At 71.7% G+C, this 13283-nt stretch carries 12 protein-coding genes, 1 tRNA gene and 1 pseudogene; 7 read left to right on the forward strand and 7 right to left on the reverse strand.

Annotated elements, in window-relative coordinates; genetic code table 11:
• The 6 genes from IE312_RS40215 to IE312_RS15335 form a co-directional block, all read left to right on the forward strand.
• The coding region (locus IE312_RS40215; protein WP_229899795.1) for an AAA family ATPase at positions 1 to 2907 on the forward strand (2907 nt) is incomplete at its 5' end.
• Positions 2904 to 3104, forward strand: a complete 201-nt coding sequence (locus tag IE312_RS15315) for a hypothetical protein (protein WP_189982080.1) — start codon at positions 2904 to 2906, stop codon at positions 3102 to 3104. The genes IE312_RS40215 and IE312_RS15315, both read left to right, overlap by 4 nt.
• A gap of 123 nt (positions 3105 to 3227) precedes the next feature.
• A complete protein-coding gene (locus IE312_RS15320) occupies positions 3228 to 3692 on the forward strand; it encodes a CBS domain-containing protein (RefSeq protein WP_189982082.1) in 465 nt (154 codons plus the stop codon).
• Between the two features lie 217 nt (positions 3693 to 3909).
• The gene (locus IE312_RS15325) at positions 3910 to 5169 is read left to right on the forward strand and encodes a cation:proton antiporter (protein WP_229899797.1); all 1260 of its coding nucleotides are present in this window, start codon (positions 3910 to 3912) and stop codon (positions 5167 to 5169) included.
• A gap of 18 nt (positions 5170 to 5187) precedes the next feature.
• Positions 5188 to 6486 (forward strand): ArsB/NhaD family transporter, encoded by a 1299-nt coding sequence (locus IE312_RS15330; protein ID WP_189982084.1) that lies wholly within the window; start codon positions 5188 to 5190, stop codon positions 6484 to 6486.
• A 175-nt stretch (positions 6487 to 6661) separates the two neighbouring features.
• On the forward strand, positions 6662 to 6751 hold the full coding sequence (locus tag IE312_RS15335; RefSeq protein WP_189982087.1) for a potassium-transporting ATPase subunit F: 90 nt from the start codon (positions 6662 to 6664) through the stop codon (positions 6749 to 6751).
• Here the strand turns inward: IE312_RS15335 and IE312_RS40220 are convergent.
• The 7 genes and pseudogenes from IE312_RS40220 to IE312_RS15365 all read right to left on the reverse strand — a co-directional run bounded on the left by IE312_RS40220 (position 6729) and on the right by IE312_RS15365 (position 12609).
• Positions 6729 to 7085 (reverse strand): hypothetical protein, encoded by a 357-nt coding sequence (locus tag IE312_RS40220; protein WP_229899799.1) that lies wholly within the window; start codon positions 7083 to 7085, stop codon positions 6729 to 6731. The genes IE312_RS15335 and IE312_RS40220 overlap by 23 nt on opposite strands.
• A gap of 170 nt (positions 7086 to 7255) precedes the next feature.
• On the reverse strand, positions 7256 to 8938 hold the full coding sequence (locus IE312_RS15345) for a toll/interleukin-1 receptor domain-containing protein (RefSeq protein WP_229899861.1): 1683 nt from the start codon (positions 8936 to 8938) through the stop codon (positions 7256 to 7258).
• Between the two features lie 99 nt (positions 8939 to 9037).
• Positions 9038 to 9388, reverse strand: a pseudogene (locus IE312_RS40225) (toll/interleukin-1 receptor domain-containing protein); the annotation flags it as partial.
• A gap of 194 nt (positions 9389 to 9582) precedes the next feature.
• Positions 9583 to 10290 carry a hypothetical protein gene (locus IE312_RS15350; RefSeq protein ID WP_189982090.1) on the reverse strand — a complete coding sequence of 236 codons (708 nt, stop codon included), beginning with the start codon at positions 10288 to 10290 and terminating at the stop codon, positions 9583 to 9585.
• Positions 10291 to 10699: 409 nt separating this feature from the next.
• Positions 10700 to 10773: transfer RNA gene (locus tag IE312_RS15355), tRNA-Pro, on the reverse strand.
• Between the two features lie 66 nt (positions 10774 to 10839).
• Positions 10840 to 11598 (reverse strand): Pr6Pr family membrane protein, encoded by a 759-nt coding sequence (locus tag IE312_RS15360; protein ID WP_189982092.1) that lies wholly within the window; start codon positions 11596 to 11598, stop codon positions 10840 to 10842.
• Positions 11599 to 11682: 84 nt separating this feature from the next.
• On the reverse strand, positions 11683 to 12609 hold the full coding sequence (locus IE312_RS15365; protein ID WP_189982094.1) for a metallophosphoesterase: 927 nt from the start codon (positions 12607 to 12609) through the stop codon (positions 11683 to 11685).
• 94 nt (positions 12610 to 12703) lie between these two features.
• On the opposite strand from IE312_RS15365, the gene IE312_RS15370 reads away from it, so the two are divergent.
• Positions 12704 to 13171 carry a GatB/YqeY domain-containing protein gene (locus IE312_RS15370; protein ID WP_189982095.1) on the forward strand — a complete coding sequence of 156 codons (468 nt, stop codon included), beginning with the start codon at positions 12704 to 12706 and terminating at the stop codon, positions 13169 to 13171.
• Positions 13172 to 13283: the final 112 nt, after the last annotated feature.

Here is a 13283-nt window from a genome sequence, read left to right on the forward strand (position 1 = left end):
GTCAACCGGGCCCGCGCTCTCCTCGACGCCCGGCGCCGCACCCTGCGCGACAGCGAGGGACGCGCCGCGTTCGCCGCCGAGTTCGCCCTGCTCGGGCAGAACATCACCGGCGCGCTCGCGGCCGCCGGCACACCGGAGGAGTGCGACGGGCAACTGGCGTTCGTGCTGACCCGGCTGGAGGAACTGGAGTCCCGCTTCGCCGAGTTCGACGACTTCCTGGGGGAGCTCGCGGACCGGCGCACCGAGGTGTACGAGGCGTTCTCCGCGCGCAAGCAGAACCTCCTCGACACCCGGGCGCGTCGCGCCGAGCAGCTCGCGGACGCCGCCGGCCGCGTCCTGGAGGCGGTCGCCCGGCGCGCCGCCACGCTCGCGGACGCCGACGCGGTCAGCACCTACTTCTCCTCCGACCCCATGGTCGCCAAGGTCCGCCGCACCACCGGGGAGCTGCGCGGACTCGGTGACAGCGTCCGGGCGGAGGAGCTGGACGGCCGGCTGAAGGCCGCCCGCCAGGAGGCGGCCCGCGCGCTGCGCGACCGCAGCGACCTGTACGGCGACGACGGCCGCACGATCCGCCTGGGCACCCACCGCTTCGCTGTCACGACCCAGCCCCTCCACCTCACCCTCGTCCCGCACGGCGACGGCCTCGCCTTCGCCCTGACCGGTACCGACTACCGCGCGCCCGTCACCGACCCCGGCCTCGCCGACGCCCGCGCCTACGCGGACCGCCACCTGCCGTCCGAGTCGCCGCAGGTGTACCGCGCCGAACATCTCGCCGCCCGCCTCCTGCGCGAGCACGGCGCGGCCACGCTCGCGGACGCCGACGACCTGTCCGCACTCGTGAGCGCCACGGCGCAGGAGGCGTACGACGAGGGCTACGAGCGGGGCGTGCACGACCACGACGCGACGCTGATCCTGACCGCCCTGCTGCCCCTGTACGAGCGGGCGGGCCCGCTGCGGCACGAGCCCGCGGCGCGGGCCACCGCGCAGTTGTTCTGGACCCACGGCACCACCGAGGACCGGCGCACCGCCTGGACGCGGCGCGCGGTGTCCCTGGCCCGCGCCCGGGACACCTTCGGCCTCGCGCCCGCGATCGCCGACCTCCAGCGGGAGCTGGCGGACGCCATCGGCGGGGAGTACGACCACGCCGCCGCCGCGTACCTCTTCGAGGAACTGACGACCGGCCCCGACGGCTTCGTCCTCGCCTCCGCCACCCGCACCCTGCTGGACACGTTCCGCCGCACGGTGGACGGTGCCGCCTTCGACGAGGACCTGGCCGCCGTCGACGACCCGGCCGCGCGCCGCCAGCTCGCCGAGGCGTGGCTGACGGCGTACGTCTGCGCCACCGGACAGGACGTCACCCCCGGCGACCTGGCCGAGGCGGTGGCCGCCGAGCTGTGCCCCGGCCTGCCCCGCCACCTGTCGGACGCCGCACCGGCCACGGTCGTCGAGGGACTGCTCGGCACGCACCCGCGTGTCACGGACCGCCGACTGCCCCTGCAAGTGGACGAGTTCCTGGTCCGCACACGCCGTTTCGCCGACCAGGACGTCCCGGCCTTCCGCGCCCACCAGCGCCGGCGCACCGCCCTGGTGGCGGCCGAGCGTTCCCGGCTGCGGCTGGACGACCACCGCCCGCGCTCCCTGGCCTCCTTCGTGCGGGGCCGCCTCGTCGACGAGGTGTATCTGCCGCTGGTCGGCGACAGCCTCGCCAAGCAGCTCGGCACAGTCGGCGAGACCAAGCGCACCGACACCGGCGGACTGCTGCTGCTTCTCTCTCCGCCGGGCTACGGCAAGACGACGCTGATCGAGTACGTCGCCGACCGGCTCGGCCTGACGCTCGTGAAAGTCAGTGGCCCGGCCCTCGGCCACACCGTCACCTCGCTCGACCCGGCCGAGGCCCCGAACGCCACCGCCCGCCAGGAGATCGAGAAGATCAACTTCGCGCTCGCGGCCGGCAACAACACGCTCCTCTACCTGGACGACATCCAGCACACCTCCCCGGAGCTGCTGCAGAAGCTCATCCCGCTGTGCGACGCCACCCGCCGCGTCGACGGCGTGTGGGACGGCGAACCGCGCACGTACGACCTGCGCGGCAAGCGCTTCGCGGTCTGCATGGCCGGCAACCCGTACACGGAGTCCGGGGCCCGCTTCCAGGTGCCCGACATGCTCGCCAACCGCGCCGACGTGTGGAACCTCGGCGACGTCCTCACCGGCAAGGAGGACGCCTTCGCGCACAGCTTCCTGGAGAACGCCCTCACCTCCAACCCGGTGCTCGTCCCGCTGGCCGGACGCGACCGGGCCGACCTGGAGCTGTTCGTCCGCCTCGCCGAGGGCGACCCCACGGCACACGCGGACCGGCTCACCCACCCCTACGGGGCCGCCGAGGTGGAGCAGATCGTGGCGGTGGTGCGGCACCTGCTGCGGGTGAGGGAGACGGTCCTCGCGGTGAACGCCGCCTACATCGCCTCCGCGGCGCAGTCCGACGCCGCCCGCACCGAGCCGCCGTTCCGGCTCCAGGGCTCGTACCGCACCATGAACAGGATCGCCCAGCGCGTCCGGCCGGTCATGAACGACACCGAGGTCTCGGCCGTCATCCACGACCACTTCACCGCCGAGGCCCAGACGCTGACCGGCGACGCCGAGGCCAACCTGCTGAAACTGGCCGAACTGCGCGGGACCCTCACCCCGGCCCAGGAACGGCGCTGGGCGGAGCTGAAGGCGGCGTACGTCCGTACGCAGACCCTCGGCGGCCCCGGGGAGGACCAGATCGTCCGCGCCGTCGCCGCCCTCGGCCTCCTCGCCGACCGCGTGGCCGCCGTCGAGGCCGCCATCACCCGCGCCGCCGACCCGCGCACGCTGCTCGCCCAGCCTCGAGGGCGGCATGCCAGCGGACACCCGGAGCAGCCATGACGGCGTTTCTGGTCCCGCTGGGCGCCGCCTTGCTGATCGTGGCCGTCAGCACCGTCGTGCCGGCCCGTCGGGACCGGCGCCGCAGGGCGGCGAGCGAGGACAGCCTGCGGATCGAGGAAGCCGCCACGCGCGGTGTCCGCGAGGCCCGGCGGCGGGCCCACGCGTACCGCGACGCCTTCCTGTGCGAACGGGAGTGAGGACGAGTCCTCGGCGGGCGGCGCACTGCGAGCGGCCCGGCGGTATCGTGCCCGTACGGGTGGCCGTTTCCGCGGGGACAGCCGCGCGAGGGACGCCAGGACGACGGGGAACAGGAGCCGGTTGTGCGAGCGCGTGACTTGGCGGTGGAGTACGAGACGGTCGGCCTCGACAGCGATGCCCTGGACGCCGCGCGGCTGATGGCCGAACACCGGTTGCCCGCGCTGCTGGTCGTGGACGACCTCGGCGCGCCGAAGGCGATCCTGCCCGCCTCCCAGATGGTCAAGGTCCTGGTCCCGGAGTACGTCATCGAGGACCCGACCTTGGCCGCCGTGGTCGACGAGCGTCACGCCGACCGGCTCTGCGAGGCGTTGGCCGGCCGCAAGGTGCGCGACTGCCTGTCGAAGAAGACTCCGGCCCCGGTGGTCGCCGCGCCCGACGACACGGCGCTGGAGATCGCCGCGCAGATGGCACAGGTACGCAGCCCGCTCGTGGCCGTGGTGGAGAAGAACGCCGCCGGTACCCGCCTCCTCGGCGTCATCACCGCCTCGCACCTGCTGGAGCGCCTGCTCGCCGTGAGCGCGGGCTGAGCTTGTCGTTCAACGAACCGCGTTCGACGCCGCTCGTTGAACGACAAGCTGAGGCGGGAGCGGCTTTCGTTGCCGGACACCGGCAACGGGAGGCGTTCCGGCGTGCCCGCGGGCAACCTGTTGGAGACGCGTCAAGGACCTGTAAAGTTCCCTGTGGTGTGCCGGGAAGCCTGGTCGGCGAAATGCGGAGAACTCTCTTTCCGATCGGGGACCCGTCATGGTGCTGGTGGTGGTGTTCGGCGTCGCGCTCCTGGTGGCGGTGCTGTTGTCGGGCCTGGCGGCCCGTACCGTGCTCTCCACGTCTTTTCTCTTCCTCATCGGCGGGGCCCTGGTCAGCGACGGCTTCCTCGGGCTGATCCACATCACGCCGGACAGCGAGATCGTCTCCGTCACGGCCGACCTGGCCCTGTTCGCCGTGCTGTTCACCGACGGCATGCACGTCTCGTTCGCCAAACTGCGGGCGAACTGGCGCAACCCGGCACGCGCGCTGGGCCTCGGCATGCCGCTGGCGTTCGTGTTCATGGCGCTGGTCACCCACTTCCTGGTGGGCCTCGACTGGACGACGTCGTTCCTGGTCGGCGCGGTGCTGGCACCGACGGACCCGGTGTTCGCCTCGGCAATCGTGGGCCGCAAGGAGGTGCCGGCCAAGCTGCGCGAGCTGCTGAACGTGGAGAGCGGGGTCAACGACGGTCTCGCCCTGCCGGTGGTGCTGCTGCTGATCGCGGCGGCCGGGCCCGCCGCCGGACACGCGGACGAGGCGTCGTTCGCGAAGATCGCCCTGGAGCTGCTGCTCGGCCTCGTGTTCGGCGTGGTGCTGCCGCTGCTCGTCAACGGGCTGGTGCGGTTCCGGCTGCTGGGCGCCGAGCCCAAGCTCCAGCCGCTGCTGCCGCTGGCCACCGGCATCATCCTGTACGCCACCTGCCACCTCACCCACGCCAACCCCTACCTCGCGGCGTTCTCCGCCGGAGCGGTGCTGGCCGCCGTCTCCCCGGAGGCGAAGGAGGAGTTCGAACCGCTCGGCGAGGCGCTGGCGGAGCTAGCGAAGTTCGCGGCGCTGCTGGTGTTCGGCGCGCTGCTCACGCCCGGCCTCTTCGGTGACCTTTCGTTCGGCGGATACGTGGCGGTCGTGCTGGCCATCGTGCTGATCCGGCCCGCGTCGCTGCTGATCTCCCTGGTCGGCACCCGCTTCACTCGACGCGAGAAGCTCACCGCGGCCTGGTTCGGCCCGAAGGGCTTCGCGTCCGTGGTCTACGGCCTGCTGGTGCTCCAGTCCGGCATCCCGCAGGCCGAGGAGGCGTACACGCTGATCGCGGTGTGCATCGCCTTCTCGATCATCGCGCACAGCTCCACCGACGTACCGATCGCCCGCATGTTCGACGTGGAGGACCTCGTGGGCATCCCGGACGACGACCACGACCACGATCACGACGACCACGACCGCGCCCCGGCCGCCGTGCAGGGCGACCGGACCGACTGAGCGACCGACCGGAGGACCGTGAACGACTGGCACAGCTGGGCGGCGATCGTCGTGTTCGTCGGCGCCTACGCCCTCATCATCAGCGAGAAGATCCACCGCGTCGCCGTGGCGCTCGGCGGCGCGGGCCTGATGCTGGCGATCGGGGCCACGGACGACGTCTCGGCGTTCTACTCCGAGGACTCCGGCATCGACTGGAACGTCATCTTCCTGCTCATGGGCATGATGATGATCGTCGGCGTGCTGAAGAAGACCGGCATGTTCGAGTACCTGGCCATCTGGGCGGTCAAGCGCGCCCGCGCCGAGCCGTTCCGGGTGATGGCCATGCTCGTCGTCATCACCGCGCTCGCCTCGGCCCTGCTGGACAACGTGACGACGGTCCTGCTGATCGCGCCGGTGACCCTGCTGGTGTGCGAGCGCCTGGCCCTGCCCGCCGCCCCGTTCCTGATCGCCGAGGTGTTCGCGTCGAACATCGGCGGCACGGCCACCCTGGTCGGCGACCCGCCGAACATCATCATCGCCAGCCGGGCCGGCCTGACCTTCAACGACTTCCTCGTGCACCTCGCCCCGCTGGCCGCCGTCCTGGTCGTCGTCCTCCTGCTGCTGTGCCGGGTGATGTTCCGCGAGTCGTTCGTCTACGACGAGGAACGCGCCGCCGAGATCATGGCGCTGGAGGAGGGCGAGGCCATCAAGGACCCGCGCCTGCTGGTCCAGGGCCTGATCGTGCTGGCCCTGGTGGTGGCCGGCTTCGTCCTGCACCCGGTCCTGCACTACGAGCCCAGCGTCGTGGCCCTCCTGGGCGCGGGGCTGCTGGTCGCCCTGTCGTCGGTCGAGACCCAGGACGTCCTCGCCGAGGTGGAGTGGCCCACGCTGGCCTTCTTCGCCGGCCTCTTCGTCATGATCGGCGGTCTCATCGACACCGGCGTCGTCGGCGAGATCTCGAACCAGCTTGCCAAGGCCATCGGGAACAACGAACTGGGCGGCTCGATGACCCTGCTCGGCGGCTCGGCGGTGCTGTCCGGGATCGTCGACAACATCCCCTACGTCGCCACCATGGCCCCCATCACCAGCGACCTGGTCCGCGACATGGGCGGCTCCGGTGACCACGTCCTGTGGTGGGCGCTGGCCCTGGGCGCCGACCTCGGCGGCAACGCCACCGCCATCGGCGCGAGCGCCAACGTCGTCGTCCTCGGCATCGCCGAACGCAACCGGCAGCCCATCTCCTTCTGGCAGTTCACCAAGTACGGCCTCGTCGTCACGGCCGCCACCGTGGCCATCGCCCTGGCCTACGTGTGGCTCCGCTACTTCGCCCTCGCCTGACGGCCCGGACGGACTCCGGCGGGTCCCCGCCATGCGGGACACGCCCGCCTCCGTCCGCGCGGCAGAGTTCTGCCAAAACGTTTGCACGGCACCCGCCGAACCGCTTCCCTGGAACAATGATCCGGGCGCGGCACCTCACAGGCGGCCGCCGGGGAGCGCGAGGAGCTGAGTATCGGTGAACGCCGCACACATCGTGGGGTTGATCGTCGCCGCCTGCCTGGTCGGATACCTGGTCCTGGCGATCAAGTTCCCGGGAAAGTTCTGACGGCTCCACCGCAACCGACGCGGGCCGCGCGCGGCCCGAACGCCCGGGCCGCCGCGCCGCCGCCCTTGGGGAAGCGGCGCACCAGCTGCCAGTAGTTGGCGGTGACCACGACGACCAGCCCGATCACCAGGCTCATCGTGGGCAGCAGCAGCGCGAGGTCCCCGTGCAGTGCCCGCAGCGCCGCCTCGATCGCGTAGGCGACGGAGGACACCGGGTCGGCGATCACGGCGAAGGCGAACGCGAAGAAGAGAACGGAACGGCGCGGGGCACGACAGTGTGGAGAGCGGGGAGCGGGAGCCCCGACGGAATAGCGGTCCCGACTGCTGGCAGGCATGCGACGACCTCTCGTCGGGAGAATCAGGAGGGGCCTCGCCGACCGGACTTCCCGGCACACCGGCAACAACACCACGTCAGGACGCCCTCGGCGGACCGTCAAGGTAACGTCCAGAGCGCCGGCACGGGTCCGGCCCTGCCGGTCGAGGAGGCAGGGGCCCCGATCGACGTTCACTCACGCGGTGAGGAAGGAGGCAGGAGGTCGACGCCACACAGGGCCGCGAGTTCTTCGGCGAGGGATGTGAGTGGCTCTCGCAGCCCGGCCAGGTCGGCGCGCAGGTCGGCGGAGCGTTTCCAGCGCCTTTCGTGTTCGACCGGGCTCACATCCGGCGGTCGTACGGCCTCGTGCTCCTGGAGCGCCGGGTGCCAGGTCGTGAGGAAGGGACGCAGATGCGTGTTGGTCAGCCGCGCGGCGATACCGGGAAGCGTCAGGGGCGTGGCGGTTTCGGTCGCGACTCGATGAAGCAGCTCGCGTGTGGTGACGAACAGCGAGTACAGGGACGACAGTGCTTCTCGCAGGGACCCGTGGTCCCCGGGCAGCGGTTGGACGCCGACTCGGGTGACCAGCTCGACCTGCAGGTCGAAGGCGGCAGCCCGTTCCAGCGGACCGGGACGGGTGCCGGGCGCGACAGTGGGCGAGAGCTGGGCTTCGGGGAGACTCGTCGTCGCTGCCGGCCGGCCCGGAACCGAGGTCCGGGCGGAGGCATCCGGAACGAGCGTGTGCAGGAGAAGGCGACGGAAATCTTCTTGGCGGGCCACGTTCGTGTCGTGGCGGTGTACGGCTCGGGCGAGCAACGGATGAATGGTCCAGGACCGTTCGCGCAGCGGTTCGTGGCGCAGCGCGCCGGAGCCACGAAGAGCTTCCACGGCCTCTGAGACCAGGGCGCCCACCTCCCACGGATCGTAGGGGCCGATGGAGGACAGTACGTCTTCCAGAGCGGTCTGGGACAGCGGCGCCGGGCAGGCGAGAGCAAGCAGACGCAGGACATCACCGGCCGGGTCCGCACCGGAAAGCGGCTTCGGCAGCAGGGCCGTCGCGAGGGGACGGTGAGCCGGCGCGCCGGTACCGGCCGCAGGCGGGCGGGTGGCCAGCACGTCCGGGCCGTAGGCGTGCAGCCGATTGCGTACGTCGACGAAGTCACCGGTGGCCGTGAGGTCGGCGAGCAGGTCCAGTGCCTCCGGATGGCCACCGACGTCACGGACGAGCGCGAGTGCGGCAGCGCGGTCCAGCTCGTCGTGGGGAACACGGCGAGAGGTGAGGACGCGAAAACCGTCCGCGTCCGACAGCGGAGCCATGTCGACGCACTCGGCGAACGCCGCGTATCGCAGGGAGCGTGTCGTCATCAAGGTGGCCGTGAGCAGGTGAGGGCCGCGCAGGAGACCGAGCTGGCCCGAGGTCAGGCCGTCGGGGACGCCGTCCACCACCCACAGACACGGCAGGTTGCGCTCGCCGAGCGCGACCGCGAGATGGCTGAGCAGGCGGGGCAGAGAGGACCCCGAGGCCGTCACCCGGAGTGCCGCCAGCACCGTGGAGACCTGCTCCGCGTAGGACTCCATGGCTTCCGAGGGCGCCTGCTCGTACTGGTGCAGATCGAACCAGAACACGCCGCCCGGAAAGACCGGACCGAAGTGCAGAGCGTATTCCTGGGCGAGCAGCGACTTGCCGAGCCCGGGCATGCCGCGCAGCTGCGCGCCGCGCCCTCCGCCGCTCTGGGCGATCAGCGGAGCACGGTGGCGGTGCAGGGCCGTATGGATGCGCCACTGCTCGGCGAGACGGCCGGTGAAGCGGAGCGAACCCGTGCGGGCCGGCGCGGGCAGCCATGGCACGAACGGTGCGTCCGCCGCGTCGCCCATGAAAGTGGCGACGGAGCCCACGTGCTCGGCCACGCGTGCGGCGAGGCGGTCGAGCCCCTCCGCGGTGGAGGGCCACGGCCAGTGCCGGGCGTCTCGCAGTTCCACCGGGTGCACATGGTCGGAAGAGGGTTCGGGGTTCACCACCAGGGTCCGCCGACGCGGATCGCCCTCGCGCTGCCCCGTCAGGTACGCGTACGTCAGCTCCCACTGGCACGCGCGCCGTTGCGGGTAGTCCGCCGAGTACAGGGCGAGCAGGACCCGGGAGTGAGCCAGTGCCTCCGTGATCGTGGCGGTGATGGACGCGAAGTCGTCCACAGCGGTGTCGTCGACGAACACCCGCAGGTGGCGCGCTTGGAGCGCGGATACCAGCGCGCCGACCTTTCCGGCGTCGGACCGGCTGTAACTGATGAACACGTCCCACTCCGGTCCCAAGGTGTCGGGCGTGATCATCTCCACCACCTCGCGGGGACCTCAGGCGGCAGGCCGGCCCCTCCGCTCGACGGCCGGAAAATCGACCGGGGGGGGGGTGGGCAGATGGCCGGCTCGTCCGGTGCCGGTCCGCGAAGCACCTGCACGAAGAAGATCGTCGTCACCCTGCCATCATGCGACACCGCGCCTGGTGCGCGGCGCCGCCGGGTACGGCGTCATTCCTGCGGTCCGGGTCTCGACCCCTCCTGCTGCGGCAGCGCGGGACGGGATCGCACGGAACGGCCCGAAGGGCGCAGATGCCGCTCCGGGTCGCGGATGCCGGCGATCTCCCCCAGCCCGATCACGTACGGCCGGAGGCGTTCCTGCAGTTGTCGGAGTTCCACGCGGAACGCGGCGTTCTCCGGCCACTCGGACTCATCCCGGTCGGGGTGGCGCTCCTCGAACTCCTTCAGGTTGGGGTGCCACCTGGCCAGGAACGGAGCGAGCTCGAAGTTGAGGATGTCCAGCGCCAGTTCGTACACCGAATCCCCCTTGGCGGGGGGAGGAGGAGTCGTGTGCCCCTCCAGCGGCTCGCGGTAGAGGTCGAACAACGTCTTGAGAGAGGTCAGGGCCTCGCGCAGGTTCCCGCTGCCGTCCTCCAGCGGGCGGGTGGCCACCCGGGTGGCGGCTTGGAAGAACATCCGTTGCGCGGCCTGACGCATGTCCGTCTTGGTGGTGAACGACATCTCGTTGCCGAGGAGGACGAGACGGACCTCTGTCAGTTGAGCGGACCTGCGGTACAGCTCCAGACCGAGAGCCACGCCCACGCCGATGAGGCACCCCACGATGACCGACAGCCGCTGCCCGCCGGTCTGGCTGATCGAGTACGCGGCGATACCGATCACGCTGCCCGTGACGCCGGCCAACACCGTACGCAAAGCCATGCGCACGGCGCCGTTGCTCTCACGTGCACTCCGCCTGGCCACCGGCCCCCCTTGTCACGCTGACGCTCCGTCGTGTCCGGCGGCCCTCGCATCCGACGGCGGCCACCTCCTGCTCTCCGGGGCTCTTCGAGCTCTGCTCCGGCGAACGTGGTCATGCCACTCTAGAGGTGGCACGGCGGTAGCCGACCCGGTGACAGCGTTTCGGGGCCCGAGCGGCATCTCCCGGCTCCGCCGCCGCGGCGCTCGCCACCCGCTGGCGGAGTCCGCGTTCTCGTTGCCGCCTCACAGGGGAGCCGTCTGGGAGCCGGATGCCGGACTCGGCTCCCGAACGGCTCCCAAGATGGCCCCACAAACCACTCAGGGACCTGACCCGCGATGCGGATCAGGTCCCTGACCTGGTACTACGGCGTCGGGGTGGCGGGATTTGAACCCACGACCTCTTCGTCCCGAACGAAGCGCGCTGCCAAGCTGCGCTACACCCCGATGTCGCTGCTTGTCGCGGCGACGTCGTTTACTTTAGCCCACTGGTGGCCCTGGACGAAATCCGGTTCAGGCGTGGCGGCGGACCGGGGTCGGGCGGGTGTGGTCGAGGGCCACCAGGAGGATGGCCAGGGCGTACATCGCGAGGCCCAGGAGGAGGGCGTTGGCCAGGGTGCTGCGGTAGCCGTGGGCCGCCACGTCCAGGAAGGGGTAGAGGTAACGGGAGGGGTTGGTCGCGGGGAGGAAGGCGGCCCGGGTGAGGGAGAAGATCAGGTACGCCAGGGGGTAGAGGAGCCAGGCCGCCGTCTGGCGCAGGTGCAGCCGGGCCGCGGGGGTGAGCAGGAGCCAGTCCAGCAGGACCGCCGTCGGGACCAGCAGGTGGAGGACCTGGAGGGCCGCCCACTGGGCGTGCCAGCGTTCCGGGGCCGCCGTCGCGCCCGTCATGGAGAACGGGGGCGTGGTGTGGCCCAGGAGCAGGTGGTAGACGAGGGCGCTGGTGAGGGCGTACAGGAGGGTGGCGCCCGTCAGCCCCGAGAGGAGCGGGCGGCGGGCTTGCGAGGCCCGTCTCGCCGACAGGGCCATGACCACCGCGACCAGGACGCCGGTCTGGACGCTGAAGTAGCCGAGGACGCGGGCCGGCGGTCCCAGCAGGAGCTCCAGGGCGACGCCGGCGGCCGCCGCCACGGCGGTCAGGAGACGGAAGACGGCGGTCAGGGGGCGGCGGACCGGCGGTACCACCGCCGTGGCCGGTACCGGGGCGGGCAGCAGCAGGGGCGGACCCGGGACCGCGGGCAGTTCCGGGATGTCCCTGGGTATCGGGGCGGTCATGCCCTCACGCTAGGAGCGGGGGCGGGGGGCGGCCAGGCGGACGCGTCCGGGCGGGTTACCCGCAGGCGCCCGCCCGGCGGACTGCTACTCCCGGCCCACCAGCGTCAGCAGCGTCGCCTCCGGCGGGCAGGCGAAGCGGACCGGGGTGTAGCGGCTGGTGCCGCAGCCCGCCGACACGTGGAGGTAGGAGGTGTGGCCCTCCGCCGTGTGCTTGGACAGGCCCTTCACGCGGTCCGTGTCCAGGTCGCAGTTGGTGACCAGGGCGCCGTAGAAGGGGATGCACAGCTGGCCGCCGTGGGTGTGGCCGGCCAGGACCAGGGGGTAGCCGTCCGCCGTGAACGAGTCCAGCACCCGCAGGTACGGCGCGTGGACCACGCCGAGCGAGAAGTCGTACGTGCCGGACGGCCCGCCGGCCACCCGGGCGTAGCGGTCCCGCTTGATGTGCGGGTCGTCCAGGCCGGTCAGCTCGATGGAGGCGCCCTCGATCTTGAGGACCCCCCGGGTGTTCGTCAGGTTCAGCCAGCCCGCCGCGTCGAACCCGTCCCGCAGGTCCTCCCACGGGTTGTGGACCGCGTCGACCACCGGCGGGTTGCCGTTCAGGCCGTGCCGGCCGCTCGTCCTCTCCAGCAGGTAGCGGGCCGGGTTGCGGAGCCGGGGGCCGTAGTAGTCGTTGGAGCCGAAGACGTACGCGCCCGGGAACTCCATCAGCGGGCCGAGCGCGTCCAGGACCTCGGGGACGCCCTCGGGGTCGGACAGGTTGTCGCCCGTGTTGATCACGAAGTCGGGGCGCAGCCCGGCCAGCGACTGCAGCCAGCGCTGCTTCTTGCGCTGGCCGCTCACCATGTGGATGTCGGAGACCTGCAGCACACGCAGCGGGCGCATGCCCGGGGGCAGGACGGGGACGGTGACCCGTCGGAGTCGGAAGGAACGGGCCTCGAAGCCCGCCGCGTACACCAGGCCGGCGGCGCCGGCCGCCACGATGCCAAGGGGGATTCCGTATCGCGCGCGCATGTTCCCATCGTGTCAGACCGGTTGGGCGTGGTGAGACCGGCCGCCCGGTGAAATGCGCGGGCGGCCACGGCCGTGTACCTGCGACAATCGGGCCATGACCACCACGCTCAAGTCGAAGCTGCAGGACGACCTCAACGCCGCGATCAAGGAGCGCGACGAGCTCCGCTCCTCGACGCTCCGGCTGACGCTCACCGCGATCACCAAGGAGGAGGTCGCGGGCACGGAGAAGCGCGAGCTCTCCGACGACGAGGTCCTCAAGGTGATCACCCGTGAGGCGAAGAAGCGGCGCGAGGCGGCCGAGGCCTTCGCGCAGGGCGGGCGGCCCGAGCAGGCCGAGCGGGAGAAGGCGGAGGGCGAGCTGCTGGCCCGGTACCTGCCCAAGCAGCTGTCCGACGAGGAGCTGGACGCGATCGTCGCCCAGGCCGTGGAGGAGGCCAGGGCGGCCGGCGCGGAGGGGCCGCGGGCGATGGGCGCCGTCATGAAGCTCGTGAACCCGAAGGTGGCCGGCCAGGCCGAGGGCGGCCGGGTCGCCGCCGCGGTGAAGAAGCGCCTCCAGGGCTGAACCGAGCATTCCGGGGCCCGGCTGCGGGTCCGGCGCTGAGTCGCTCCTCCTCGGGGGCGGTGGTGGCCGCCAGTCCGACCATGACTCGGGGCTGAGCCGCCGCGAGTACGAC

It is taken from the genome of Streptomyces capoamus, assembly GCF_014654935.1.
GTDB classification, from domain to species: domain Bacteria; phylum Actinomycetota; class Actinomycetes; order Streptomycetales; family Streptomycetaceae; genus Streptomyces; species Streptomyces capoamus.

Bases quoted from the DNA above. Each gene is read 5' to 3' on its own strand.
- IE312_RS15315 (WP_189982080.1), top strand. From the start codon at position 2,904: ATGACGGCGTTTCTGGTCCCGCTGGGCGCCGCCTTGCTGATCGTGGCC.
- IE312_RS15350 (WP_189982090.1), bottom strand. From the start codon at position 10,290: ATGGCTTTGCGTACGGTGTTGGCCGGCGTCACGGGCAGCGTGATCGGT.
- IE312_RS15360 (WP_189982092.1), bottom strand. From the start codon at position 11,598: ATGACCGCCCCGATACCCAGGGACATCCCGGAACTGCCCGCGGTCCCG.
- IE312_RS15370 (WP_189982095.1), top strand. From the start codon at position 12,704: ATGACCACCACGCTCAAGTCGAAGCTGCAGGACGACCTCAACGCCGCG.
- IE312_RS15345 (WP_229899861.1), bottom strand. From the start codon at position 8,938: ATGGGCGACGCGGCGGACGCACCGTTCGTGCCATGGCTGCCCGCGCCG.
- IE312_RS15365 (WP_189982094.1), bottom strand. From the start codon at position 12,609: ATGCGCGCGCGATACGGAATCCCCCTTGGCATCGTGGCGGCCGGCGCC.
- IE312_RS40220 (WP_229899799.1), bottom strand. From the start codon at position 7,085: ATGCCTGCCAGCAGTCGGGACCGCTATTCCGTCGGGGCTCCCGCTCCC.
- IE312_RS15325 (WP_229899797.1), top strand. From the start codon at position 3,910: ATGGTGCTGGTGGTGGTGTTCGGCGTCGCGCTCCTGGTGGCGGTGCTG.